Annotated in this window: 21 protein-coding genes and 2 pseudogenes; 17 read left to right on the forward strand and 6 right to left on the reverse strand. The window is 37.2% G+C overall.

The features are described 5' to 3' along the window. Positions 1–57: 57 nt before the first annotated feature. Together C568_RS0108655 and C568_RS0108660 are read right to left on the reverse strand one after the other, a co-directional pair. Positions 58–792 (reverse strand): polysaccharide deacetylase family protein, encoded by a 735-nt coding sequence (locus tag C568_RS0108655; RefSeq protein ID WP_018781276.1) that lies wholly within the window; start codon positions 790–792, stop codon positions 58–60. A gap of 199 nt (positions 793–991) precedes the next feature. Beyond that, positions 992–2,062, reverse strand: coding sequence for a glycosyltransferase family 4 protein (locus C568_RS0108660; RefSeq protein WP_003202041.1), 1,071 nt, complete (start codon positions 2,060–2,062; stop codon positions 992–994). A gap of 643 nt (positions 2,063–2,705) precedes the next feature. Here C568_RS0108660 and C568_RS0108665 point away from each other — a divergent pair. Then, entirely contained in the window at positions 2,706–4,031 is a 1,326-nt protein-coding gene (locus C568_RS0108665; protein ID WP_018781277.1) for a UDP-glucose dehydrogenase family protein, read from the forward strand. Positions 4,032–4,489: 458 nt separating this feature from the next. Continuing rightward, complete coding sequence (gene wecB, locus C568_RS0108675) at positions 4,490–5,608, forward strand: non-hydrolyzing UDP-N-acetylglucosamine 2-epimerase (protein ID WP_018781279.1); 1,119 nt, start codon at positions 4,490–4,492, stop codon at positions 5,606–5,608. Between the two features lie 69 nt (positions 5,609–5,677). Here the strand turns inward: wecB and C568_RS0108680 are convergent, their stop codons facing one another. Together C568_RS0108680 and C568_RS0108685 are read right to left on the reverse strand one after the other, a co-directional pair. Next, positions 5,678–6,778 carry an LCP family protein gene (locus C568_RS0108680; protein ID WP_006096566.1) on the reverse strand — a complete coding sequence of 367 codons (1,101 nt, stop codon included), beginning with the start codon at positions 6,776–6,778 and terminating at the stop codon, positions 5,678–5,680. Between the two features lie 27 nt (positions 6,779–6,805). After that, positions 6,806–7,447, reverse strand: coding sequence for a YigZ family protein (locus C568_RS0108685; RefSeq protein ID WP_003202049.1), 642 nt, complete (start codon positions 7,445–7,447; stop codon positions 6,806–6,808). A gap of 240 nt (positions 7,448–7,687) precedes the next feature. Here C568_RS0108685 and C568_RS0108690 point away from each other — a divergent pair, with 240 nt between their 5' ends. The 15 genes from C568_RS0108690 to C568_RS0108760 all read left to right on the forward strand — a co-directional run bounded on the left by C568_RS0108690 (position 7,688) and on the right by C568_RS0108760 (position 25,582). Next, entirely contained in the window at positions 7,688–8,530 is an 843-nt protein-coding gene (locus C568_RS0108690) for a DegV family protein (protein ID WP_018781280.1), read from the forward strand. Positions 8,531–8,910: 380 nt separating this feature from the next. After that, complete coding sequence (locus C568_RS0108695) at positions 8,911–9,225, forward strand: winged helix-turn-helix transcriptional regulator (RefSeq protein WP_016112543.1); 315 nt, start codon at positions 8,911–8,913, stop codon at positions 9,223–9,225. Positions 9,226–9,501: 276 nt separating this feature from the next. After that, positions 9,502–10,794, forward strand: a complete 1,293-nt coding sequence (locus tag C568_RS0108700) for a C40 family peptidase (protein WP_018781281.1) — start codon at positions 9,502–9,504, stop codon at positions 10,792–10,794. 326 nt (positions 10,795–11,120) lie between these two features. Then, the gene (locus tag C568_RS0108705) at positions 11,121–12,467 is read left to right on the forward strand and encodes a DEAD/DEAH box helicase (RefSeq protein ID WP_018781282.1); all 1,347 of its coding nucleotides are present in this window, start codon (positions 11,121–11,123) and stop codon (positions 12,465–12,467) included. Next, positions 12,467–13,171 carry a ComF family protein gene (locus C568_RS0108710; protein WP_042511394.1) on the forward strand — a complete coding sequence of 235 codons (705 nt, stop codon included), beginning with the start codon at positions 12,467–12,469 and terminating at the stop codon, positions 13,169–13,171. Before C568_RS0108705 ends, C568_RS0108710 begins: the two co-directional genes overlap by 1 nt. 126 nt (positions 13,172–13,297) lie before the next feature. Beyond that, positions 13,298–13,495: a cold shock protein CspC gene (gene cspC / locus C568_RS0108715; RefSeq protein WP_001162040.1), complete on the forward strand. Its 198-nt coding sequence runs from the start codon at positions 13,298–13,300 to the stop codon at positions 13,493–13,495. Positions 13,496–14,156: 661 nt separating this feature from the next. Next, complete coding sequence (gene hpf, locus C568_RS0108720; RefSeq protein ID WP_003201824.1) at positions 14,157–14,699, forward strand: ribosome hibernation-promoting factor, HPF/YfiA family; 543 nt, start codon at positions 14,157–14,159, stop codon at positions 14,697–14,699. A 413-nt stretch (positions 14,700–15,112) separates the two neighbouring features. Then, positions 15,113–17,623 (forward strand): preprotein translocase subunit SecA, encoded by a 2,511-nt coding sequence (gene secA, locus C568_RS0108725; RefSeq protein ID WP_006096559.1) that lies wholly within the window; start codon positions 15,113–15,115, stop codon positions 17,621–17,623. Between the two features lie 288 nt (positions 17,624–17,911). Beyond that, positions 17,912–19,013 (forward strand): peptide chain release factor 2 gene (gene prfB, locus C568_RS0108730; RefSeq protein WP_097794513.1). Its coding sequence is split into 2 segments (ribosomal slippage): positions 17,912–17,983 and positions 17,985–19,013, totalling 1,101 coding nucleotides; the frame shifts between segments, so codons are not numbered across the junction. Positions 19,014–19,467: 454 nt separating this feature from the next. Further along, the gene (gene cccB, locus C568_RS0108735) at positions 19,468–19,791 is read left to right on the forward strand and encodes a cytochrome c551 (protein ID WP_003201828.1); all 324 of its coding nucleotides are present in this window, start codon (positions 19,468–19,470) and stop codon (positions 19,789–19,791) included. A gap of 887 nt (positions 19,792–20,678) precedes the next feature. Then, entirely contained in the window at positions 20,679–21,365 is a 687-nt protein-coding gene (gene ftsE, locus C568_RS0108740; protein WP_003209063.1) for a cell division ATP-binding protein FtsE, read from the forward strand. Beyond that, complete coding sequence (ftsX, locus tag C568_RS0108745) at positions 21,355–22,248, forward strand: permease-like cell division protein FtsX (RefSeq protein ID WP_018765117.1); 894 nt, start codon at positions 21,355–21,357, stop codon at positions 22,246–22,248. The genes ftsE and ftsX overlap by 11 nt, the downstream gene beginning before the upstream one ends. Before the next feature lie 118 nt (positions 22,249–22,366). Then, positions 22,367–23,803, forward strand: a complete 1,437-nt coding sequence (locus C568_RS0108750) for a S41 family peptidase (RefSeq protein ID WP_018781285.1) — start codon at positions 22,367–22,369, stop codon at positions 23,801–23,803. Between the two features lie 174 nt (positions 23,804–23,977). After that, positions 23,978–25,180: a PDZ domain-containing protein gene (locus C568_RS0108755; RefSeq protein WP_029427068.1), complete on the forward strand. Its 1,203-nt coding sequence runs from the start codon at positions 23,978–23,980 to the stop codon at positions 25,178–25,180. 90 nt (positions 25,181–25,270) lie between these two features. Next, a complete protein-coding gene (locus C568_RS0108760) occupies positions 25,271–25,582 on the forward strand; it encodes a heavy metal-binding domain-containing protein (protein WP_003201842.1) in 312 nt (103 codons plus the stop codon). A gap of 158 nt (positions 25,583–25,740) precedes the next feature. On the opposite strand, the pseudogene C568_RS36225 reads toward C568_RS0108760, so the two are convergent. Beyond that, a pseudogene (locus C568_RS36225) lies at positions 25,741–25,926 on the reverse strand (ribosomal protection-like ABC-F family protein); the annotation flags it as partial. Next, a pseudogene (locus C568_RS0108765) lies at positions 25,925–26,275 on the reverse strand (ATP-binding cassette domain-containing protein); the annotation flags it as partial. The pseudogenes C568_RS0108765 and C568_RS36225, both read right to left, overlap by 2 nt. Positions 26,276–26,537: the final 262 nt, after the last annotated feature.

Raw genomic sequence — 26,537 nt, forward strand, 5'->3', positions numbered from 1 at the left:
AAATGGGAAGTGTGGGAAGAGAAAAAGAATAAACAGCTCTAGTATATACTAAAGCTGTTACAATCTTGCGTCCTTCCAGAAATTCACTTCTGAATGAGAGGAAGGATTATAGGGAAGAAGTGTGTATCCTTTCGCCTTAAGGTAGTCAATTACCTTTGGAAGAATTTTCACTGTAACGCTAGAATCATGCATTAAAATAACTTCAACTTGTTCGTCGCTTTGGTTCATAACACGCTCTAATATAGCAGAAGGATTATGATAACTTTTCCAGTCATATGTATCGATTGTCCAATCCCACATTTTGTACTGAGCGGAAACAAGTGCATCACGATAATTCTTTTTTAAATAAGGCATACTACCATATGGAACGCGAACAAGGTGTGTATCTAAATTTGCTATATGGCGGACAATAGAGCGGGCCTGCTCCATTTCGGTAATTAAAACGGATGGATCACCAGTATATAAACGCTTTACGTCATGAGACATGCTGTGAAGACCGATATAATGACCTTCTTGTATGAAACGTTTCATTGTTTGTGGATAATGTGAAGCCTTGCCACCAATTACAAAGAAGGTTGCCTTTCCCTGCTTTTGCTTTAAGATGTTTAAAATTTGTGATGTGTATTTGTTTGGCCCATCATCAAATGTTAAGTATGCAATTTTAGGCGGAAGGGCCGCGTTCTGAATCGTAGATTGATGTGTAAGTGGGGAGTTAGCGGCTGCTTCAGTATAAGATACCGAACATGTAGTAATACTTAAAAATATAATAATACATTGAAACATTTGCTTCATCAAAATACTCACCCTCAGTCTAACAGTCATGGAGAAGGAGTTAAGATTGTAGTCTCATTATCCTCTTTACATGTATATCTTTCTCCAATAGAAGAACTCTCAAACAAACTATATTTTGGAAATAAAAAATAGCACTCTTTCTTAAGAAGAAAGAGTGCTATTTGAATATTTTACACTAATAAAGGCTATACTACAGTTATTATTCGCGTTTTTTTACTTTTTTATAGAAGGAAATAATTGGTTTGTAACGTTCGTGCACAAGACCAATTACTTCTGCTACGATTTCAGTAAAGAAGATTAAAGCGAACAGAAGGATAATGGATAACCACAATGTTGCGCTAGTGAAAATAATTGCATTTACGCTAAAGAAAATACCAAATGCGTAAATGATAAGTACCGTCGTACGATGAGAAAAGCCCATTGCCAATAGACGATGATGTAAATGCGATTTATCTGGTGCAGAAATTGGTTTTTTATTCACAATTCGTCTGATAATTGCAAATGTGGTATCAAAGATAGGTACACCTAAAATGATAATAGGAACAAGGAAACTGAATAACGTTACACTTTTGTATAATCCCAGTAACGATATAACAGAAATACAATATCCTAAAAATAATGCACCTGTGTCTCCCATGAAAATTTTTGCTGGATGGAAGTTATAGAATAAAAATCCAAGTGTACTTGCAAGTGCAATGAGTGCTAGTGGCAGAATAATAACAGCACCAGTACCCATAGGGCTAGTAAAGGCCATATATGCTAATGTTGCAAGGACGATAGATGAAATCCCAGCGGATAATCCATCTAATCCATCAATTAAGTTAATGGCATTTGTAATACCTACAATCCAAAATACTGTAATTGGATATGCAAGGATACCAAGTTCAGTATCTCCTAAGATTGGAATATACAACACCTGTACTAATAATCCACTTTTTACAATAAGTACGGCAACTAACAGTTGTCCACCGAACTTTACCTTTGCTGATAATTCGTACATATCATCTAAAATACCGATGATGATAATGATAACAGCACCTATAGTAATCGACATCATTCTTTGTTCATATAATCCACTAACAAAGAACCCAACGGCTACACCAATGAAAATTGCCAGTCCACCTAGACGAGGCATAATTTTTTGGTGTACTTTACGTGCGTTTGGCTTATCAGTTGCTCCAATCTTAAATGCTAATTTGATAACGAAAGGAGTAACAACTAATACGGTAATGAAAGATGCCAAAACAGCATAAATCACTTGTGAGTCCATTAATACCCCACCTTTTATATTTTAACGTAATTTTTGAACAAGTTATCTGAAAATTATGATGATTGTTTGCAGGCTCATAACATATGGTATCACAAAAAGATTAGAATTCAATCTTTTTTTCTATTCACTGTAATTGGAAATAGATAAAATATATGACAAGTTTATAATAAATACGATGTCGCACAAGAAGGTTATAATATATCTTATCATTAACTTGTATTGCATAGTTTTTAAATTGTGGTACAGATTTATGACATTTACATATAAGTCTGTTCCTAGTAGGGATGGTAGGATGTGACCGATTCTCTTTACTATAAGTGTTGCACGTTAAAATACGTACGTTTCGCGTTAAAATATGGAAATATGAAATGAGCCAGTAATAAAGCGGTTTGTAAAGAAAAATGTCCAATTGGAGGGCGTTATTTTACAAAATCTTAAAAAAGGAAAGGGCAAGTGTCTCATATAATAGGGAGTGAGAGCTTGCATGCTATCTCATTTTTATATATTTAAAAGCAACAACTTCATGTCTTAGTATGGGAAAAAGAGTGCCTTAAAGACATCGACATATATTCAGTTTTAGTATGAAAGGGGGAAGCCCAGAATATCTAAACTATAATCTTAGGTATTCTGGGCGGAACATCTAATGAAAATTACGGTGATAGGTACTGGATATGTAGGATTAATTACTGGAGTAGGATTAGCCACATTAGGTCATTCGGTTACTTGTTTTGATATAAATCAAGGGAAAATAGCGAAAATGAAGCAAGGGGAAATGCCAATTTATGAACCTGGTCTGGGGCAATTAGTAGATGCAGCAGTCCAAGAAAAACGATTAGCATTTACATCAAGTCAAACAGAGGCATTTAAACATTCAGATTTCATATTTGTAGCAGTAGGAACACCATCTTTACCGGATGGAACGGCAGATTTAACATATATTCGTAATAGTTGTTATGAAATTGGTATGTGTGCCAATTCAGATATAATTGTGGTTACAAAAAGTACGGTTCCTGTAGGTACGAACGATCAAATGAAAGAATGGATTCAGGAGAAGCTACAAGGGCGGCATATGATACATATGGTATCGAATCCGGAATTTTTACGTGAAGGTTCTGGTATACATGACTTTTTTCATGGTGATCGCATCGTCATAGGAGCGGAGACAGAAGAAATCGCGCAGAAGGTAGAGAGGCTATACAGTAAGCTGTTAATTGAAACGTTTGTTACAGATATCCGCAGTGCGGAGATGATTAAATATGCTTCAAATGCTTTTTTGGCTACGAAAATTAGCTTCATAAATGAAATTTCTAATATATGTGAGAAAGTGGGCGCAGATGTGTTAGAAGTAGCAGGTGGCATGGGAATAGATCGGCGAATCGGTCCCCATTTTTTACAGGCAGGTATCGGTTATGGGGGTTCATGTTTCCCAAAAGATACAAATGCTCTCGTTCAAATTGCAGGTAATGTTGCGCATGATTTTAGATTGTTAAAAGCAGTAATTGAAGTGAATAACAAACAACAGATGTTGCTTGTTCGGAAAGCTAGAAGCGTAATGGATATGTGGGGAAAGCAGGTTGCGGTGTTAGGAGCAGCCTTTAAGCCGAATACAGATGATATTAGGGAAGCACCGTCTCTTCTTATTATAAAAGAGTTATTAGAGATGGGAGCAAATGTAATTGTATACGACCCGCAAGCTATTTTGCATGTGCAGCAGTTGTTTGGAGAAGAAATAAAATATACAACTGATTTAGATGAGGCAATCACAGAAGTGGACGCGGCGTTTATTGTAACCGATTGGGAATGCATACGAACGTATCCATTAGAAAGGTATGTGCAACTTATGGGTGAACCTATTTTATTTGATGGGAGAAATTGTTATACTGGGAAAGATGTTGAGAAACATAGAATGGATTACTATTCCGTTGGCAGAAAGAGCATTCGTAATAGGAAAGTTTCTACCGTCTGTTAAGAACGCTTTTTTTGTCCTTTTATCTTCTCAATATATAATGGTGAGTGTAACAATACTATATAAATCCATGTTGATTAGCTGGCATATAAGTTGCGGTTATGAAAACAAAAGGCGATCTCCACTCGTTTTCTCCGTTTGTTTTCACATGGTATGGGGGCTAAAGGGTCTGACCGCTTCTATGCGTAGCTGGACGCTCTCTTCCACCTAAAAGAGAAGATTTTATGTTAGTTTTTCAATTTGTATTTATATAAATCCATGTTGATTAGCTGGTATATAAGTTGCGGCTATGAAAATAAAAGGAGATTTCCACTCGTTTTCTCCGTTTGTTTTCACATGGCATGGGAGCTAATGGATCTGATCGCTTCTATGCATAGCCGGACGCTCTTTCCCACTCAAAAGGGGAGGTTTTATGTTAGTTTTTCATATATCGTAACTAGTGAAAGAAAAGAGGCATTGAAATGACTGAACGTTTAAAAGTAATGACGATTTTTGGAACACGTCCAGAAGCGATTAAAATGGCACCTCTTGTGTTAGAGTTGCAAAAACATCCTGAGAAAATTGAATCAATTGTAGCAGTGACAGCACAGCATCGCCAAATGTTAGATCAAGTATTGAATATCTTTGGTATTACGCCGGATTTTGATTTGAATATCATGAAAGACCGTCAAACATTAATTGATATTACAACACGTGGTTTAGAGGGCTTAGATAAAGTAATGAAGGAAGCAAAGCCACATATCGTTCTTGTACATGGTGATACAACAACTACTTTTATTGCGAGCCTTGCTGCTTTCTATAATCAAATTCCGGTTGGCCATGTTGAAGCTGGACTTCGTACATGGGATAAATATTCTCCATATCCGGAAGAAATGAACCGTCAATTAACAGGTGTAATGGCAGATCTTCATTTCTCGCCTACTGCAAAATCAGCAACGAACTTGCAACAAGAAAATAAAAATGAAGCACGTATTTTCGTAACAGGAAATACAGCGATTGATGCACTAAAAACAACAGTGAAAGAAGAATATAGTCATCCAGTACTAGAGAAGCTTGGAAATGACCGACTTGTACTTATGACAGCACATCGTCGTGAAAATTTAGGTGAACCAATGCGCAATATGTTCCGTGCAATTAAACGCCTTGTTGAAAAGTACGAAGATGTACAAGTTGTGTACCCAGTTCATATGAATCCTGTTGTTCGTGAAACAGCTAACGATATTTTAGGAGATCATAATCGTATTCACTTAATTGAACCACTAGATGTAATTGATTTCCATAACGTTGCAGCACGTTCATACTTAATGTTAACAGATTCTGGTGGTGTACAGGAGGAAGCACCTTCTCTTGGCGTACCGGTTCTTGTTCTACGTGATACGACAGAACGTCCGGAAGGTATTGAAGCAGGTACATTAAAATTAGCAGGTACAGACGAAGAAACAATCTTTACACTTGCAGACGAATTATTATCTAATAAAGAAGCACATGATAAAATGGCGCAAGCATCTAATCCTTATGGTGATGGCCTTGCTTCAGAGCGTATTGTAGAAGCAATTTTACAATATTTTAATAAAAAATAAGTAGAAAAAAGAGCCGCTCCTCATATCTGTTGATATAAGAAGCGGCTCCTTTCTTTTAAGTAGTAATCTCTACTGATGATTTCGCATTAACCATTCCGCGTTAGCGTTCGTAGACGGAGATTCCTGTTCTTTTTTCTTAGTAGATGAATTTGTTGAATTCGTATCAGAATTAGAACTTGTATTGGTTGTAGAATTCGTGTCTGTTTTATCTTGTCCTAAGTTTTTCAAAATTTCATTACGAACATTTTGAACGCTCATTTCATCTGGAATAAAGTAATAGATATCATTTAGTTTTTTATCTTCACCTTCTAATTTAATCGTTTTTATGTTAGAAGGATCGAATCCAGATAACTTATTATATAAGGCAAGTCCATCGGATACAGGTATATCAGTTTTTACATATTTTCCAACAACCTCCGCTAAATCTTTAATCTTAAAGACTGTAGAAGCGGAATTTAGTTTATGGACAACCGCGGCAAGTACTTGTCGTTGTCTTGCAGCTCGGCCATAATCTCCATTTGGGTCTTGCTTTCGCATACGGACATAAGCGAGTGCTTCTTCGCCATTTAATTCTTGCTGTCCTTGTTTAAATTGAATCAGCTTGTAGTAATCTATATCAGATCGTTCCTCGAAATTAAATGGAACATCGACTGTAATGCCACCAACGGCATCGACAATTCCTTTAAAGCCTTTGAAATCAATTTTTACGTAGTGGTCAACAGGCACACGTAAAAAATTCTCGACTGTGTCTAATGCCATTTTTTCTCCGCCGTAAGCATGCGCCGCGTTAATTTTATCTTTTTTATTTTTTCCAGCAATCGTAACACGTGAGTCACGCGGGATACTCATGAGTGAAACATTTTTTGTTTTTGGGTTAATTGTTGCGAACATAAGAGAATCTGTTCGTCCATTTTGTCCATCCGTTGCATAATCTTCAATTCCCATAATAAGGACGCTGAAAGGTTCTTTTGTAATTTCTACATCTACCGCACGTAATTTTGATTTATCACGAGTAAAGCCACTATACATCTCCATGAGTGAAGAGTAAGAGTTAAACATGTAAAGTCCTACACTACCAATTAAGGACATAAAAATGAGGTAGATAAACAATCTACGTCTGCGCTTTTTTTTCACTCTTCTTTTCTGGAGATGATGATAACGCTCTTCCATACATAAACTCCTTTTAATATATATATGTTATTGTTGCACAATGTCTTGTTCTAAATACAGCATGTCATCTTCTTGTATTGTACATTTCCCATTTGTTAGTTCAATCATCCACTCTGTGAAAGTTTGTTTTTGATCTTCTTCCACATAAGTGTCAAATGTCACATTTTCTAGGTAATGAATCTCTTTAATAGCATATTTTGAGTGGCGTAATTCATTTTCAATTTTTCCAAGTAGTGTGTAATCAATTTCTGTCTTCGTAACTCGCATTAATTTTCGTTCGACAACACCTACATAGTTAATTCCTTCACTTGTACATTTTCCATATGCACGAATTAAACCACCGGCACCAAGTTTAATGCCGCCAAAATATCGTGTGACAACAACAACGGTATCTTTCAATCCACGTTTTTTTAATACTTCTAGCATAGGTACACCAGCTGTACCGCTTGGTTCACCGTCATCATTTGCCTTTTGAATTTGATCTTGCTCCCCAATTAAATAGGCTGAGCAGTTGTGTGTTGCGTTCCAATGCTGCTTTTTTATCTTTTGAATAAATTCTTGTGCTTCTTCTTCTGTTTTCGCTCGACTTATATAGCAAATAAACCGTGACTTTTGAATGACAATTTCGTGCTCACCGTAGCCTTTGATTGTTAAATATTGTAATAACAATGATATACGCCCCTACCTTTCAATATTACTAGTACTTTTTATTGTAAAAGGGGGAGTTTTCAGATTCAAACATTTTTTGTAGGAAAATAGCAAATTCTATTATAAATTTAATATTTTTGTTGTAAATTGTCCAAGTGTTTATTATAATCTTACCCCGGCATTTTTCATACATTAATGCACCTTTTCCTATTTTCGTGTAAAATTAGGAAATAAAAACTTTTTTATAAGGCAGGTACGAAAATGAGAACAGCTATTGTTACTGATAGTACAGCATATATACCGAAGCATATTCGTGAAGAACTCAATATACATATGATTCCATTAAATGTGATTTTTGGAACGAATTCTTATCAAGAAGAAGCGGAAATTACAGCGGATGATTTTTATGTAAAAGTACGTGAACATGAAGAACTTCCAAAAACTTCTCAACCAGCAATTGGAAAATTTATGGAGCTATTTGAAGAACTGGCAAAAGAATACGATGCGGTGATTTGTATCCATCTTTCAAGCGGAATTAGCGGTACATATCAAACAGCAACGACAGCTGGGCAAATGGTCGAAGGGATAAACGTATATACGTATGATTCTGAAATTAGTTGTGAAGTACAAGGGTTTTATGTGCGTGAAGGTGCAAGAATGGTAAGCGAAGGAAAGGCGCCAGAAGAGATTTTAGCTAGGTTTGATGAAATGAAGCAAACGATAGATGCTTATTTTGTTGTTGATGATCTCCATCATTTGCAACGCGGTGGCCGTTTAAATAGCGCGCAAGCATTTATTGGTAGCTTATTGCAAGTAAAGCCAGTTTTATATTTTAGAGATAAAGTTATTATCCCGTTTGAAAAAATTCGCACACGCAAAAAGGCACTAAAGCGTATCGTTGAAATTTTCGATGAACATGCGAGTAAAGGTATGCCGATGGAAGCTGTTATCATTCATGCAAATCGTGAAGAAGAAGCGAAAGAGTGGCAGCAAGAATTAGAGGAAAAGTACCCTCATGTTACAATCCGCATCAGTTATTTTGGTGCTGTAATTGGAACGCACTTAGGAGAGGGATCACTAGGTCTAGGGTGGTATACAAAATAATAAAAATGTAAAAGCTCTCTTTTTGTAGAGAGTTTTTTACGGATATACGTATGCCTATTTGACAAGTTAATATTTTGAAGTGATAAAATTTAATTTATATAAATACGGATTGAAAGACCGACATAAAGTGAAACTTTAATCAGTGGGGCTCCATCCCCCACTGATTATTAGCCCTCGCCAATCGGGCCTTTAGGGACAGTGCCTTTTTTAGCCCTATTCCATGTGAAAACAGAAGGAGAAAATGAGTGGGAGTCTCCTTGTGTTCTTCATAGTCGCAATTTATATGTTGGGAAATCAAAATGCATTTATAAAAAATAAGGAAAGTTTTATTACTTACTTTTTATAAGAAACTATTTTATAATAAAGGAGAGGTGAAACATATGGAGCATAATTCTTGTTTATGTCCAAAGTTTGAGTCGGCTTTTACACTTCTTAGTAAAAAGTGGACGGGTTTAATTATTAAATCTTTGTTAGAAGAGCCGAAGCGATTTAGAGAAATTGCGGATATTATCCCAAATATGAGTGATCGTATGTTGTCAGAGCGTTTAAAAGAATTAGAGAGCGAAGGTGTAGTCGTTCGTAATGTGTATCCAGAAGTACCTGTTAGAATCGAATACGGATTAACAGACAAAGGAAAAGCATTAGAAAGTGTTATGAATGAAGTCCAAAATTGGGCTGAAAAATGGGTGAAATAATAGATTGTTCGATGAATAGAGAGAAAAAAGCACAAGGAGTGTTCCTTGTGTTTTTTTTTATAACAAATGTATGACAATTGTACAAAAAAATAGCGCGATTCCCTTAAGATTCTACAAGAAAATACAGGATTAGAAGGAAAATGTCAGGAAATTACAAACGTAATATTACATTTATTTTACAAAATCGTAACATTGATAAAATATCTCCCGAAATATGGTATAAATTTTAATAGATTATATACGGAAAAGAAAAAAAGAAAGCGGTGTAAAAACAAAATGAAAAAGCTAAAAATGGCATCTTGCGCATTGGCTGCAGGATTTATGATGTTTTCAGTGGTAACACCAAATGTATTTGCGGAAAAGATTGAGGATGTAAAAACACAAATTAATACACAAAATGATACTTTACATAAGCAACAACAAGAACGTGACGAGCTTCAAAAACAAATGAACGATTTAAATAAAACGGTTCAAGATTTAGATACGTCTGTTCAAGAAAATGCAGCAAAACTTGATGAAACAACGAAAAAAGTTGAAGAAACACAAGCATTAATCGAGAAGAAAAATCAAAACATTGCAGATTTACAAACGAAAATTGCAAAACGTGAAGAGTTATTAAGAAAGCGTTTAGTAGCGCTTCAAGAGCAACCAAATACAAACGTTGTAACAGAAGTTGTTGTAAACTCTAAAAACATTGCAGATTTAGTAGATCGTTTAACTTCTGTTTCGAAAATTCTTGAATCTGATGAAGATATCATGACAACACAACAACAAGATCAAGCAACTGTGAAAAAAGATGTTGAAACGGTAAAAGAAAAACAAAAAGAATTAAAAGAAGCGCAAGTAAAAATCGAAACTGCAAAGAAAGAACTTGATGCTGAAAAAGCGAAAAAACAAGAAGCAGTGAACGATTTAAGCGGTAAAATGGATACAGTTGTAAACAGCATGACAAGCACAGAAGGTCAATTAAAAGAGCTTGAAAAGCAAGCATTATACTTACAACAACTAGCTGAAAAAGAAGCACAAGAAAAAGAAGCGCAAGAAAAAGCAGCACAAGAAGCTGCTGCGAAGAAACAAGCAGAGCAAGCTCAGCAACCAGCACCGGCACAACAAACTGCACCAGCAAATAATGGTGGACAAGCTAAGAAAGAAGATGTTAAGCCAGCACCAGCATCAGCACCAGCATCAGCACCGGCTCCAAAACCAGTTCCAGAAACGGGTGTAATTGGAAAAGCAAAAAGTTTAATTGGTATGAAGTATGTATGGGGAAGCTCTTCACCGTCAAACGGCGGATTTGACTGCAGCGGTTTAGTCTCTTATGTGTATGGATTAGGGCATCAAACTACTTCTAGTTTATGGGGTTCTGTACAAAAAATTAGCGCATCTGAAGCGCAACCAGGTGACCTTATCTTCTTGCAAGGTACTTACAGAGCAGGTGTATCACACGTTGGTATTTACATTGGTAATGGCCAAATGATTCATGCTGCGGATGAGAGAACTGGTGTTACGTACGGTAATGTAAATAGCAGTTATAACACAGCTCATTTCTTAGGTTACGGTAGATTATAAGATTTTTAACTAAATAAAACATGTGTATAAAGTCGATAGCTTACTATTTTAAAAGTAGGTTATCGGCTTTTTTGAGTTTTTACGAGAGAAAGAGAAGGGATTATAGTAGAGCTATATAAATATAAATACGCATAGAAAGACCGACATAAAACCATTCCTTTTAGGTGGGAGAGAGTATCCGCTTATGGATAGGAGCGGTCAGTGCTTTTTTTAGCTCCATGCCAAGTGAAAACAGAAGGAGAAAATGAGTGAAGAACTTCTTTTGTTTTCATAACCGCGACTTATATGCTGAAAAATCAAAACGGATTTATATAGGGGGCGTTACTATGCTAGTAGGAAGACAAATGCTACGAGAAGAACTTCCATTTTCGAAAGATGAACTAGATCGTTTGGAAAGACAAGGAGATATTTCTTTGGAAAGAGGTGTAATAAAGAAATCGTCACATTATGTATGTCAGCGCTGCGGAAATGCAGAACCGCGGTTATTTGCATCATTTCTATGTAAACGATGCAACCAAATGTGCACGTATTGCCGAAAGTGCATCACGATGGGGCGAGTGGGAGAATGTACAGTGCTCGTTCGAGATATACGAGATGTAGTATGGGAAAGTTTGCCGAATCCTTTACGGTGGGAGGGCCATTTATCAGCTGGGCAGGAGAGAGCAGCTAGCGAAGTAACAGAAGCAGTACACCAAAAAGAATCTTTTTTTATATGGGCAGTATGTGGAGCTGGTAAGACAGAGATGCTTTTTTATGGTATAGATGAAGCTTTACAAAAAGGCGAGCGGGTTTGTATTGCAACGCCGCGGGCTGATGTGGTGTTAGAGCTCGCACCCCGTTTGCAAACTGTTTTTCCAGATGTACCGATTGCTGCGTTATATGGTGGTAGTTTGGACCGTGAAAAGGAAGCAAGGCTCATCGTTTCTACAACGCACCAGTTGCTTCGTTATTATAGAGCATTTGATGTTATGATTGTGGATGAAATTGATGCTTTTCCATATGCGATGGACAAGATGCTTCATCATGCAGTAGAGCAAGCGAGTAAAGAGCGAGCTGCGCAAATTTATTTAACTGCAACTCCGGAAGAAACATGGAAACGTAAGCTATGGGGTGGTAAACAAAAAGGTGTAATCATTCCGGGGCGTTATCATCGTCAGCCTTTGCCAGTCCCAAGGTTCCGGTGGTGCGGTAATTGGAAAAAGGCGCTAAAACGAAAAGAAATCCCGCATGTTGTTTTTGAATGGCTAAAGTATTATCTCCTTAAACAATCTCCTATTTTTCTATTTGTTCCTCACGTACGTTATATTGATGAAGTAAGTGTATTATTAAAAAAATTAGATGATCGCATTGAAGGTGTTCATGCTGAGGATCCAAAGCGAAAAGAAAAGGTAGCTTCGTTCCGCAAAGGAAATATCCCATTATTAGTAACGACGACGATTTTGGAACGCGGCGTGACGGTAGAGAATTTACAAGTAGCGGTGTTAGGGGCGGAAGAGGTCATTTTTTCGGAAAGTGCACTTGTACAAATTGCTGGCAGGGCCGGCAGAAGTCATCGCAGGCCAGATGGTGATATTCTTTATTTTCATTATGGAAAAACAGAAGCAATGATACGCGCAAAAAAACATATCCAATTTATGAATAAAAAGGCAAAGCAAGAAGGGTTGATACATTAATGCATTGTCTACTTTGTCATGATTTTATTTCAGAAAGCGTTAGCTGGTATTCTTTTTTTATTCAGTCTGACAGGCGGTGTATATGTGAGCGATGTGAACGGAAACTTTCCTATATTATAGGAGAAATTTGTGATGACTGCGGCAGACCATTTGAGTCTCTGTCAGAGGAGTATAGAGAAGGTAACCTTTGCAAGGATTGCGTAAGATGGCAGGAAGAGAGAAAGTTTCTACCTATAAAAAATCGATCTGTGTACGTCTATAATGATTGGATGAAGGAAGTATTAGCTCAGTTTAAATTTCGTGGGGATGCTGAGCTTGTTCGTATTTTTCATGCGCACTTTGTAGCTACATTTCGTAAGTATTTTTCAGACTATCATGCGATGATTCCGATTCCGCTTAGTAAGGAGCGAGAATACGAGCGTGGTTTTAATCAAGCGGAATTGTTAGCATCTTGTTTACCACTTAGTTTTCTACAAACATCTTTAAGTAGAAAAGACACGGAAAAGCAAAGTAAAAAGAAACGTATAGAGAGGCTTTCAGTAGCGAATCCCTTTTATTTTCACAAAGAAGAAATGTTTATTGGGCAGCATCTTTTACTCATTGATGATGTGTATACGACAGGAATTACGGTTAGGCAAGTTGCAAAGTGCCTGTATGATGCAGGTGCTCGAAAAATTTCTAGCCTTACTCTTTGCCGTGGGTAATATATGTATGTCGAAAGATACAATAAAAAGGCGACAAGACTTCTTTGACTTGATATGTTGTCATTCGTTATAGTCAAATTATGGGGTAAATGCCCTTATTTTTAGAGTGAAGGGAATGGAACGAACATGCAAGGAAGAGTAAAGTGGTTTAATGCAGAAAAAGGATTTGGGTTTATCGAGCGTGAAGACGGTGATGATGTTTTTGTTCATTTTTCTGCAATTCAACAGGATGGGTATAAGTCGTTAGAAGAGGGACAAAAAGTAGAATTTGACATTGTAGATGGTGCGCGTGGACCACAAGCAGCGAATGTTGTGAAATTATAATTTCGAACGAAGAGTTTTGTGAGAAACATAGAGCTGGGGTTGTGGCAACGGTTTATATATATTCAATTTGATCTTCCAAAATATAAATTGCGGCTATGAAGAACAGAAGGAGACTTTCACCTATTGTCCCCTTCTGTTTTTTTTGCGTGGCATGGGGAAAAAGTCCTGTCCGCTCTTATGCAAAGACGGACGCTCGTTCTCACCAAAAAGAAATGGTTGTATATGGTTCTTTCAATTTATAACTTTAATTTGATTTCACGGCACATAAATTACGGTTATGAAAGACAAACAGAGACTTCCGCCCATTGTCTCCTTGTGTTCTTACATGGCACGGGGCTAAAAAAAGTCCCTGCCCGCTACTAGCCATGGGCGGATGCTCCCTCCCACCTAAAAGAGATGGTTGTGTTTTCGGTCGGTCTTTCCGTTCAAATGATAAAAATGTTGTCAAAAAGTTGTTTCTTTTCTGTAACGAATTGTCCATACTTATATTCGTTATTTACGATGTTAATAGGGTAAAATGTAAATAGAAACGATGCATCTTTTCTTTTCAACAAAAAACGATAAAAAATTTCAATTTCCCTAACTTTTTCAAAAAAGTTAGCAGGATTTTTTAAGCCATTGTCGAAATTGTATACATAGGCTTGAAAGGAGGAATTCATCTATGAAATTCAACATTCGTGGTGAAAATATTGAAGTAACTCCAGCATTAAAGGAATATGTAGAGAAAAAACTTAGCAAATTAGAGCGTTATTTTGATACATTCCCAGAGGTTAAAGTTAATTTAAAAGTATACTCTGACAAGCAACGTGTCGAGGTAACAATCCCATTTACAGATTTATTACTTCGTGCAGAAGAAACTCATAGCGATATGTACGCTGCAATTGATTTAGTGGTTGATAAAGTTGAGCGACAAATTCGTAAACATAAAACAAAAGTAAATCGTAAATTACGTGAAAAAGGCTCTCCGAAAACTGCATTTATCCTTACAGAGCCAGCGGCAACGTTGGAGGAAGTGAAAGAGGATGAATTAGAGCTTGTACGTACAAAACGATTTGATTTAAAACCAATGGATGTTGAAGAAGCCATTTTACAAATGGATATGTTAGGTCACAACTTCTTCGTCTTCACAAATGCGGATACAAATGAAACTAATGTTGTCTATGGCCGTAAAGATGGAAAATATGGATTAATTGAAACAAAATAATAAGTAAAGAACGCAGCTGTAAAAGGCTGCGTTTTTTTATTGTTTATAAAATGTTTTACGTGTAGACTGATGAAACATATGAAAGTCTTTGAGTTTTCACTCTGTTATTTTTGGGAAGACATACCGCTGTCTCAGAATGGAACAGGAAACAAAGAAGTTTAGTAAAGGATGAAATCGCTATAAAACGCCTATTAATCAAAATTTCAGCTAATTTAGGCTATGCGTTTGGCCAGTTGTTGTCATAGCTATAAAACAAGTGTTACAATTATCATTAGGTTTATACTTTTTTTGTTTTTTTAATTAGGAGAGAAAATGCTAGAAAATAAATTTGCGTTTTATAACGACTGATTAGTGAGCAGAAATATAGAGCACGATCGGAAGTTTTATTTTAATAAAAGAGGAGCGTATTTCCTATGATCGGTATTTTAAAAAAGGTGTTTGATGTAAACCAGCGCCAAATTAAACGTATGCAGAAATCTGTGGATCAAATAGAAGGGTTTGAATCATCGATTCAATCGTTAACTGACGAACAATTAAAAGGGAAAACAATTGAATTTAAAGAGCGTCTTACGAAAGGCGAGACAGTAGACGATTTATTACCAGAAGCTTTTGCGGTTGTTCGTGAAGCAGCGACACGCGTTCTTGGTATGCGCCCCTATCCTGTGCAATTAATGGGTGGTATTGCCTTACATGAAGGGAATATCTCTGAGATGAAAACAGGGGAAGGTAAAACATTAACTTCTACTTTACCGGTTTATTTGAATGCTTTAACAGGTAAAGGTGTTCATGTTGTTACAGTCAATGAATATTTAGCGCAGCGTGACGCAGGGGAAATGGGACAACTACATGAGTTCCTTGGCTTAACAGTAGGAATTAACTTGAATAGCATGTCACGTGAAGAAAAGCAAGCTGCTTACGCTGCTGATATCACATATAGTACAAACAACGAGCTTGGTTTTGACTATTTGCGTGATAACATGGTGCTATATAAAGAGCAACGTGTTCAGCGTCCGCTTCATTTCGCAATCATTGATGAAGTCGATTCCATTTTAGTTGATGAAGCGCGTACGCCGCTTATCATTTCTGGACAAGCACAAAAATCAACAGAACTATATATCTTTGCAAATGCATTTATTCGTACGTTAGAAAATGAAAAAGATTACTCATTTGACGTGAAAACGAAAAATGTCATGTTAACAGAAGACGGGATTACGAGAGCAGAGAAAGCTTTCCATATTGAAAACTTATTTGATTTAAAACACGTTGCACTTCTTCACCATATTAATCAGGCGCTTCGTGCACACGTTGTAATGCACCGCGATACAGATTATGTTGTACAAGAAGGCGAAATTGTAATTGTAGACCAATTCACTGGTCGTCTTATGAAAGGCCGCCGCTATAGTGAAGGTTTACACCAAGCGATTGAAGCAAAAGAAGGCGTAGAAATTCAAAATGAAAGTATGACATTAGCAACCATTACATTCCAAAACTATTTCCGTATGTACGAAAAGTTATCAGGTATGACTGGTACAGCGAAAACGGAAGAAGAGGAATTCCGTAACATTTATAATATGAATGTTATCGTGATACCAACAAACAGACCAGTTGTTCGTGATGACCGTGCCGATTTAATTTTCAAAACGATGGAAGGAAAATTCAATGCGGTTGTTGAGGATATTGTAAAACGCCATAAGCAAGGGCAACCAGTTCTTGTTGGTACAGTTGCAATTGAAACATCTGAACTTATTTCAAACATGTTAACACGTAAAGGTGTACGTCATAACGTCTTGAATGCGAAAAACCATGCGCGTGAAGCAGATATTATTACAGAAGCAGGATTTAAAGGCTCTGTAACGATTGCGACAAACATGGCTGGTCGTGGTACGGATATTAAACTAGGCGAAGGTGTAAAAGAAGCTGGTGGCCTAGCGGTTATCGGTACAGAACGTCATGAAAGTCGTCGTATTGATAATCAGTTACGTGGTCGTTCTGGTCGTCAAGGAGACCCTGGTGTGACGCAGTTCTACTTATCAATGGAAGATGAATTAATGCGCCGCTTCGGTGCAGATAATATGAAAGCGATGATGGATCGCCTTGGTATGGATGATTCACAGCCAATCGAAAGTAAAATGGTATCTCGTGCTGTAGAATCTGCGCAAAAACGTGTAGAAGGAAACAACTACGATGCACGTAAACAGCTCTTGCAGTATGACGATGTACTTCGCCAACAACGTGAAGTAATTTATAAGCAACGTCAAGAAGTAATGGAATCTGAAAACTTACGAGGCATTATCGAAGGTATGATGAAATCTACTGTAGAACGTGCTGTTGCCCTTCATACGCAAGAGGAAATTGAAGAGGATTGGAACATTAAAGGTCTGATTGACTACTTAAATACAAACCTTCTTGAGGAAGGTGATGTTAAGGAAGAAGAATTACGTCGTCTTGCACCAGAAGAAATGAGCGAGCCAATCATTGCAAAATTAATAGAGCGTTATGATGAAAAAGAAAAACTTCTACCAGAAGAACAAATGCGTGAATTTGAAAAGGTTGTTGTATTCCGCGTTGTAGATACAAAATGGATGGATCATATCGATGCGATGGATCATCTTCGTGAAGGTATTCATTTACGTGCTTACGGTCAAATTGACCCGCTTCGTGAATACCAAATGGAAGGATTCGCAATGTTTGAATCCATGATCGCTTCCATTGAAGAAGAGGTTTCTCGTTACATTATGAAAGCAGAAATCGAACAAAACTTAGAGCGCCAAGAAGTAGCTCAAGGTGAAGCAGTTCATCCGAAAGATGACGGTGAAGAAGTGAAAAAGAAACCAGTCGTAAAAGGTGAACAAGTAGGACGTAACAACCTATGCAAATGTGGCAGTGGTAAGAAATATAAAAACTGCTGTGGTATTGGGAAATAAGGAAAAGTGGCGCCGACTGTTCAGCCCCGTTAGCTAAGGTTCTTTCTTGTGGGGAAGGTTCTTAGACATGAGGGGCTAGGAGGCAGAACTGGATCAAAAGAAAAGCGGAAGCGGCTCGTTCAGAATATCAGGCGCTCCAAATCGATCTTACACGAAATTTTATTTTCAAAATGGAAAAGTTTTAAAAATATCCATATAATAAAAAGGGACAAACTCTCTCTGTAATAAGCGGAGGGAGTTTCCCTTGTTTTATATAAAAGCGATAGCAATTACATAGAGGTGAAGAGCATGGAATTAGTAGAAATTAGGCAAGAATTAGAGAAAATGGCTAAGAGATTAGCGGCTTTTAGGGGGTCTCTTTGACCTTCCTACAAAGGAAAAACGCATTGCAGAATTAGAAGAAACAATGATGGGTGCAGGCTTTTGGGATGATCAACAAGGCGCACAAACTGTAATTAATGAAGCGAATGCGTTAAAAGAAATGGTTGGGAAGTTTCGTCAGTTAGATGAAACATTCGAAAATTTAGAAGTGACACATGAACTTTTAAAAGAAGAATATGATGAAGATTTACATGAGGAATTAGAATCTGAAGTGAAATCTTTAGTTCGAGAAATGAATGAGTACGAGCTTCAGCTATTATTAAGCGATCCTTATGATAAAAATAATGCAATTTTAGAACTACATCCAGGTGCTGGTGGAACAGAATCACAAGACTGGGGTTCTATGCTATTACGTATGTATACACGCTGGGCTGAAAAACGCGGGTTTAAAGTAGATACAGTCGATTATTTACCAGGCGATGAAGCAGGAATCAAAAGCGTAACATTGTTAATTAAAGGTCATAACGCTTACGGTTACTTGAAAGCAGAGAAAGGTGTACATCGTCTTGTACGTATTTCACCGTTTGACTCTTCAGGCCGTCGTCATACATCGTTCGTATCTTGTGAAGTTGTACCTGAATTTAATGATGATATCGAGATTGAAGTGCGTACGGAAGATTTAAAAATAGATACGTACCGTGCAAGTGGTGCGGGTGGACAGCACATTAATACGACGGATTCAGCGGTTCGTATTACACATACGCCAACGAATACGGTTGTAACATGTCAATCCGAGCGTTCGCAAATTAAAAACCGTGAACATGCGATGAAAATGTTAAAGGCGAAATTATATCAAAAGAAATTAGAAGAACAGCAAGCGCAGTTAAATGAAATTCGTGGTGAACAAAAAGAAATTGGCTGGGGTAGCCAAATTCGTTCTTACGTATTCCACCCATACTCTCTAGTGAAAGACCACCGTACAAATACGGAAGTTGGTAATGTACAAGCGGTTATGGATGGAGAAATTGATCCGTTTATTGATGCATATTTACGCTCTCGTATTTCTTAAGAAAAAAAGCCAACGGACTGTTGGCCTATCGTTGAGGAGATAGAGGGGAATAATGAGGTACATCTTGTCTATATTGATAAGAGAAGGAGGAAGAGGAGTTGGGTGACAACTTCTCTTTTTGATGAGCTTGGTTTTATGATACAAGGTCGTATATTGTTTTGTAAAAAGTAAAAAATATTAAGAAGCAAGCTATAAATGATAAGGAAGCCGTATAGAATTTTTCCTTTTCTGTTTTGTAAAAACAGTATCTTTATAGTAATTTACATTTGTTCACAGAATTGAAACAATTGGTGAAAGCTTTATATGAGTAGGGTTCTCATCCCTTTTGTAAAAAATATCCTATGGAGGTTGGTTTTTCTATAAGGGGATAATTATTATAATGGCAAGTGAGAGCTATGTGAAAGTATGGCTATATCAATAATAAGAAGGATATCAACAATGGGGAGCGATATAAGTGAAAAAGAAATTGTTGGCTATTGCATTAGGAACATCATTAGCTTTTACTATAGGAGCATGTGGAAAGAAAGAAGAAAATAAATCTTCTAATCAATCTGCAAGTACAGATAGTGCAGAGCAAATTTTCAAAAAAAGTTGTGCAGGTTGTCATGCTAGCGACTTATCTGGTGCAACTGGACCTGATTTACGAAAAGTAGGCGGTAAATACGACGCGGCGGAGATTGAAAATATTATCAAAAAAGGACGCGGTTCAATGCCAGCGGAACTTATTCAAGGTGAGGATGCAAAAAAAGTATCAGAGTGGTTAGCAGAACATAAGTAAGAAAAGCGGAAGTGGCTTGTTTAAAATCGTAGGACGTTGGAACCCCCGACAGAGAGGCATTTTTTGTCTCGTCCGAGGGAGTGAAACGGCCGGAGATTTTAGCCACTGCAGCTAGACAAAAGAAAAGCGGAAGTGGCTTGTTTAGAATAGAAGGAAGAAGCAAAGCCACTGAGCATTCTAGCCGCTAAAGCTAGAACGTAAAAAAAGTGAAGCTGACTGTTTAGCAGTGTTGGCTAAGGGGCTTTTTTGTGTGGAAGGTTCTTAGACATGATGGGCTAAACAGTCAGTTTTTTGGGCTATTTTATAAAAGGCTAGACTTATAAGATGATTCATAAAATGATATAGACTTGTTTATGATATATATGTATCTATTTTGATTTTAAAATAGATAAACTGCTGCTATGAAGAACAAAAGGTGACCTGTACTCGTTTTCTCTCTTTGTTTTAACTTGGCATGGGGTAGGAAAAGGATCTGACTGCTTCTATGCATGGCTGGATGATCTCTCCCATCTAAAAAAGAAAGGGTTTATGTTTGTTTTTTCAATTTGTACTTATATAGTTAGGAATTAACCTTTTATCGAGGAAAGGGAGCTTTGAATAACTGCTTTTTCTTGTTTCTTTTTGCGCTGTAACATAACTGTAACAAAATTGTATCCGAATTGGAAACCTAATGATGTTACAATGTAGTTTGTAGAATTTTGCTGAAACATGTACATAAGCAACAGTGATAGACTGAAACTGCTGTTACTGTTATTTGAAACAACAGAAATACTTTAATAGGTTTGTAGTACAGCAGAGTGTAAGTAAGAGTGGGAGCTTTTGCTTTCATATTCAGATAGACAGAAAAAGTATGTCGAAAAAAATCATTAAGTATTGGGTGATAAATAATGATAAAAATGACGAATGTTTATAAGGAGTATCCAAATGGTATGAAAGCCATCGATGGACTCACAGTTAGCATTAAGCAGGGTGAATTTGTATACGTAGTTGGACCGAGTGGAGCCGGAAAATCTACATTTATTAAGATGATGTATCGTGAAGAAAAACCAACAACAGGATCTATCAATGTGAATGGACTTGTAATTGAAACGTTAGCAGAGCGAGATGTACCATATTTTCGCCGTCAGCTAGGCGTAATTTTCCAAGACTTTAAATTGCTACCTAAATTAACGGTATATGAGAATGTAGCGTTTGCTTTAGAAGTAATTGAAGAAGAGCCTGATGCAATTCGTGAGCGTGTTACTGAAGTACTGGGTCTTGTAAGCCTTGAAGATCGTGCGGACGCACTTCCAACTGAACTTTCAGGTGGAGAACAACAGCGTGTGGCGATTGCAAGGGCGATTGTAAATAAGCCAAAAGTTGTGATTGCCGATGAGCCGACAGGAAACTTAGATATTGATACGGCACTTGATATTATGAGTATCTTTAAACGTATTAATGAGCGCGGTACAACAATTGTTATGGCAACACATAACGCAGATATCGTAAATACAATTCGTCATCGCGTAATTGCGATTGAAGGCGGAAAAATTGTTCGAGATGAGATTGAGGGAGGATACGGATATGAAGACTAAAACCCTTAGTCGGCATTTACGAGAAGGTGTAAAAAATCTATCCCGTAACGGATGGATGACGTTTGCTTCTGTAAGTGCAGTAACAGTTACATTATTACTTGTAGGTGTCTTTTTAACAGCGATTATGAATATGAACCACTTTGCAACGAAAGTGGAGCAAGATGTAGAAATTCGTGTACACATTGATCCAGCGGCGAAAGAAGCGGATCAAAAGAAATTGGAAAAAGATCTTAGCAAAATTGCAAAAGTGGATTCTGTTAAATATTCTTCTAAAGAAGAAGAGTTAAAACGTTTGATTAAAAGCTTAGGTGACAGCGGAAAAACGTTTGAGTTATTTGAGCAAGATAATCCACTTAAAAACGTATTTATTGTAAAGGCGAAAGAACCAACAGATACAGCTACAATTGCGAAAAAAGTTGAAAAAATGCAGTTTGTAAGTACAGTTCAATATGGTAAAGGCCAAGTTGAAAAATTATTTGATACAGTGAACACAGGCCGTAATATTGGGATTTTGTTAATTGCTGGTCTATTATTCACAGCAATGTTCTTAATCTCTAATACAATCAAAATTACAATTTATGCACGAAGCACGGAGATTGAAATTATGAAACTTGTAGGTGCGACAAACTGGTTTATCCGTTGGCCTTTCTTATTAGAAGGTTTATTCTTAGGTGTACTTGGTTCAATTCTCCCAATTGTTGTAATTTTATCTACTTATAATTCGCTTCAAGGTATGTTTAACCAGAAGCTTGGAGGAACGATTTTCGAACTTCTTCCATATAGTCCGTTTGTATTCCAACTTTCCGGTTTATTAGTGTTAATTGGTGCATTAATCGGTATGTGGGGAAGCGTAATGTCAATTCGTCGCTTCTTAAAAGTATAAAAAGTTGCAAACATAATTCGTACAAGCTTATCATATAGTAGAAATAGGTAAAGGCATCACACAATGTGTGATGCCTTTTGCTACACCACCTGTGTGTTCTGGAAAGGGGAATTCCGCATTGAAACGTAGAGTTGCGATTATTGGAATGATTGTTGCATTTTTAATTGGTGCTGGCGGAATGTTTGCAGGTATGTATATGTTTGGAATCAATCCATCATATATGGCGCAAACAATTACAGGCGATAGTGCCAGCACGAAACAAGGGGATTTAGCTAAAATTAATGAGGCGTATGCACTGATTGATTCGCGTTATGTGGAAGACGTGAAGGATGAAAAGCTTGTTGAGGGTGCGATACAGGGTATGTTGTCGACGCTGAAGGACCCTTATTCCACGTATATGGATAAGGAAACAGCGAAGCAATTTACAGAGTCGCTTGATCCGGAGCTTGAAGGTATTGGTGCTGAGGTGAACAAAACGGATGGAAAACTGATCATTGTCTCTCCGATTAAAGGGTCACCAGCAGAAAAAGCAGGCATTAAGCCAAATGATCAAATTTTATCAGTAAATGGAAACAGTGTAAAAGATTTATCACGTGAAGAAGCGGTCTTAAAGATTCGTGGTAAACAAGGAACGGACGTTACGCTTGAGATAAAGCGTTCAGGAGTAGCAGATCCACTAGAATTTAAAATTAAACGTGAAAAAATTCCGATTTTTACTGTGTTTAGTTCTGTAAAGAAAGAGAAGGAGAAAAATATTGGTTATATCCAAATTACATCTTTCTCTGAAAATACAGCGAAAGAATTTAGAGATCAATTAAAAGAACTTGAAAAGAAAGATATAAAAGGCCTTGTCATTGATGTACGTGGTAATCCAGGAGGTTACTTAAATAGCGTACAAGATATTTTAGGATTAATTATGACGGACAAAAAGCCAATGATGCAAGTTGAACAACGAAATGGTGAGAAAAAGAAATTCTCAACTGCATTAAAAGAGAGAAAATCATATCCGATTTCAGTATTAATTGATAAAGGAAGTGCATCGGCTTCAGAAATTTTAGCAGGTGCATTAAAAGAGGGTGAAGGATATGATTTAGTTGGTGAAAAAACATTTGGAAAAGGTACTGTTCAGCAAGCTGTTCCGTTTAAAGATGGCAGCAATATTAAACTGACAATGTTTAAATGGCTTACACCAGATGGCAATTGGATTCATAAGAAAGGAATTGCCCCAACGGTGGAAGTGAAACAGCCAGATTATTATCATGCAACGCCAATTCAAATTGAGAAAACACTTTCTTATAATTCAAATGATGTACAAGTGAAGCATGCGCAAGAAATGCTGAAAAGTTTAGGATATGTACCTGGACGTGAGGATGGATACTTTAGTAAGGAAACAGAGTCGGCTTTAAAAGCATTCCAAAATGCAAATGAAATGGAAATGACAGGTCAGCTTGATAAGAAGACAGCTGAAGCGATTCAAAATAAAATCATTGAAAAGATTCGCTCTGGTGAAAATGATCTGCAATTGCAGGCAGCATTAAAATTAATAGCAAAATAAGGAAAAATACAGGCATATTATTGCCTGTATTTTTTTGTATGTGTTTATCCCGCTACTTATGAACGGTAACACTTCTATCTCAAAATTTAGAAAAAGAAAAGAAGGTAGATGGGGGATGGAGAAAACGCCACTGATTAAAGTTTCACTTTATGATAAGATAAAAAGAAAGAATAAATGGTGGTGAAGCGATTCGTGGAGGCGTGGTCTTTTGAGATAATGCGAGCAGTTGGGCGTTTTTTCTTACACCCTGCTGTCTATGTATTTTTGATAAGTAGCATTTTTGTTGGATACTTACGTATATTACGAGAACGAAAAGATTTTTCTTTTAAAGTATATGATATTTGGTTTGAACTACGAACATCCTTATTTTCAGGAGTTGGATATGGATTCGTTGTATCCATCATAACAGTTGGAGCCGGACTAGTTATGTCGCAAGCAAGTATATGGATGATTTTAATTTGGACACTAGTATTTGGACTAGCTGCTCAATATAGATATTTATCTTCTGCTTACACATTTGGCGTGGCGATTGTAGCAGCTTTATTATCTTCTAAACTTCCAATCTCTTTCTTACAGCTTGGAGAAGGAGAAGAGAGTACCATTGCATCACTTGCCATTTTACTTGGCTTGATGTTAGTAGTAGAAGGATTATTAATTTCGAAAAATGCGGTGCGGCATTCAACGCCTAAAATGCGTAAAGGAAAGCGCGGTTTAAATATTGGACTACATGAATCAAAGCGTTTATGGCTCGTTCCGATTTTTATTCTTGTGCCGGGAGATGCTGTTACACAATTTGTTTCGTGGTGGCCGGTCATTTCTGTTGGTTCACAAACGTATTCCTTACTCCTTGTACCGTTTTTAATTGGCTTTATGCGAACAATTAGAAGTGAGGAACCGACAGAAGCATTATTATTTACAGGAAGACGTATATTTGGTTTAGCGACCCTTGTTCTTGTTTTAGGAGTGATCAGTTATTGGTGGCCTGTTGTAGCTATTCTTGCGATGGGAGTCGCGATGCTTGGTCGCTTTACTATTGCGATGCGGGAACGTATAGCTGATGAAACGTGCCCAGCATATTTTGCAGCGCGCGACGATGGATTAGTTGTATTAGGTATAATTCCGAATACAGTCGGTGTAGAAATGAATCTGAAGCCCGGAGAGGTTATTACGAAAGTAAACGGTGTAATTCCTAAAAGTGCAGAAGAGTTTTATGATGCGCTTCAGTCCAAGACGACAGGGGCATTTTGTAAGTTAGAAGTACTTGATACAAAAGGCGAGCTCCGCCTTGCTCAAACGGCACTATATGCAGATGGACATCATGAATTGGGAATTGTGTTTGTAGAACAGAATCATAAGTGGGATACGGAAGCAGTGTAATTTAAAAGGCCTTGTATATGTAATTTTAACAGAATTAGCGTACCATATAGGTAGGTAAGAAAAAGATACATATATAGGAGGCTGTAAAAAATGATCGTAACAACAACTTCTGTTATTCAAGGGAAAGAAATTATCGAGTACATTGATATCGTAAACGGTGAAGCAATTATGGGTGCAAATATCGTCCGCGACTTATTTGCTTCTGTTCGTGACATTGTCGGTGGCCGTTCAGGTGCATATGAAAGTAAATTAAAAGAAGCACGTGATATTGCGATGGAAGAGATGAAATCTCTTGCGAAGCAAAAAGGTGCAAACGCGATTGTTGGCATTGACGTAGACTATGAGGTAGTTCGCGAAGGGATGTTAATGGTTGCGGTAAGTGGAACAGCTGTCCGTGTGTAGAATATAAAGAAAGAAGCCGTGCTTAATGCACGGCTTTTTGTATGCTTGCTTATGTCGTATATTGTCGAAGTGCCGATATATTTGCAGCATCCTAGCATGTCGAATCATCGATATTTCTTGGGAAATGGCAGCGGCCTCGTCGAGATATAGGGAAGACATTAGAGTGCTTCCTTACAATTCCTGATTTTCTCCAATAACTGCTCATATTCTTGTTCAAGAATTGTAACATCATCCTGTCAATCAGGCATCGAAATCCGGCTGATGATTTCTGTTAATTTTGTTTGCAATCGTAACAGTTCTTGCTCGGTAGTGTTTACAGAAGCTTGTTCTGTTCGATTCATATATGGAAGCTTCCTGCTCAAGAGCATGAGCGATCTTTAAGCGCATTCGTTCACCGCCGCTCATTGCACCTGAAACGTTTGAAATGTTCCACTTTCTTTTTGCAAAAGTGGAAGTATCCTCCAATGTTTTCTCGCTAAATTGAGGGATAATGGCGATCGAACCATAATGCGAGACAGAACCTTCGTCCGGCTCTATTTCTTTGCTTAATATTTGTAGTAGCGTAGATTTTCGGGCTCCATTGACTCCGACAATGTCGATGCGGTCATTTCCTTGAATTTCAAGCGATTGTACTGTAAATATAGTGCGGTCACCAAAGTTTTTTTCAATATTGCGTGCGAATAAAATGGTCATAAAAAAACCTCCCTAGTTTCACTAGAGAGGATAGACGTCACCCATAGATGTAAAAAAGTGTGCAGAAATAAGCGATGCACATATTTTTACACGATCGCGATAAAAGAAAGTATCGACAAATGGACAGACTAATCCTCTTCTAGTTTTCATCATTTTGTTTCACTATGCGTGATGGATGAATAAATAAGAGAATTAGAACTTCATTGGCCGGATTACCTTCCTTTCATAATGTTATTTTTATTGTAGCGTATACAAAGAGATT

It is taken from the genome of Bacillus sp. 95MFCvi2.1, from assembly GCF_000374965.1.
Classification (GTDB): Bacteria; Bacillota; Bacilli; order Bacillales; family Bacillaceae_G; genus Bacillus_A; species Bacillus_A pseudomycoides.

What these genes read in the sequence shown, in the direction of transcription:
- C568_RS0108655 (WP_018781276.1), bottom strand. Translation starts at nt 792, where the DNA reads ATGAAGCAAATGTTTCAATGTATTATTATATTTTTAAGTATTACTACA.
- C568_RS0108660 (WP_003202041.1), bottom strand. Translation starts at nt 2,062, where the DNA reads ATGGACTCACAAGTGATTTATGCTGTTTTGGCATCTTTCATTACCGTA.
- C568_RS0108665 (WP_018781277.1), top strand. Translation starts at nt 2,706, where the DNA reads ATGAAAATTACGGTGATAGGTACTGGATATGTAGGATTAATTACTGGA.
- wecB (WP_018781279.1), top strand. Translation starts at nt 4,490, where the DNA reads ATGACTGAACGTTTAAAAGTAATGACGATTTTTGGAACACGTCCAGAA.
- C568_RS0108680 (WP_006096566.1), bottom strand. Translation starts at nt 6,778, where the DNA reads ATGGAAGAGCGTTATCATCATCTCCAGAAAAGAAGAGTGAAAAAAAAG.
- C568_RS0108690 (WP_018781280.1), top strand. Translation starts at nt 7,688, where the DNA reads ATGAGAACAGCTATTGTTACTGATAGTACAGCATATATACCGAAGCAT.
- C568_RS0108695 (WP_016112543.1), top strand. Translation starts at nt 8,911, where the DNA reads ATGGAGCATAATTCTTGTTTATGTCCAAAGTTTGAGTCGGCTTTTACA.
- C568_RS0108700 (WP_018781281.1), top strand. Translation starts at nt 9,502, where the DNA reads ATGAAAAAGCTAAAAATGGCATCTTGCGCATTGGCTGCAGGATTTATG.
- C568_RS0108705 (WP_018781282.1), top strand. Translation starts at nt 11,121, where the DNA reads ATGCTAGTAGGAAGACAAATGCTACGAGAAGAACTTCCATTTTCGAAA.
- C568_RS0108710 (WP_042511394.1), top strand. Translation starts at nt 12,467, where the DNA reads ATGCATTGTCTACTTTGTCATGATTTTATTTCAGAAAGCGTTAGCTGG.
- cspC (WP_001162040.1), top strand. Translation starts at nt 13,298, where the DNA reads ATGCAAGGAAGAGTAAAGTGGTTTAATGCAGAAAAAGGATTTGGGTTT.
- hpf (WP_003201824.1), top strand. Translation starts at nt 14,157, where the DNA reads ATGAAATTCAACATTCGTGGTGAAAATATTGAAGTAACTCCAGCATTA.
- secA (WP_006096559.1), top strand. Translation starts at nt 15,113, where the DNA reads ATGATCGGTATTTTAAAAAAGGTGTTTGATGTAAACCAGCGCCAAATT.
- ftsE (WP_003209063.1), top strand. Translation starts at nt 20,679, where the DNA reads ATGATAAAAATGACGAATGTTTATAAGGAGTATCCAAATGGTATGAAA.
- ftsX (WP_018765117.1), top strand. Translation starts at nt 21,355, where the DNA reads ATGAAGACTAAAACCCTTAGTCGGCATTTACGAGAAGGTGTAAAAAAT.
- C568_RS0108755 (WP_029427068.1), top strand. Translation starts at nt 23,978, where the DNA reads ATGGTGGTGAAGCGATTCGTGGAGGCGTGGTCTTTTGAGATAATGCGA.
- C568_RS0108760 (WP_003201842.1), top strand. Translation starts at nt 25,271, where the DNA reads ATGATCGTAACAACAACTTCTGTTATTCAAGGGAAAGAAATTATCGAG.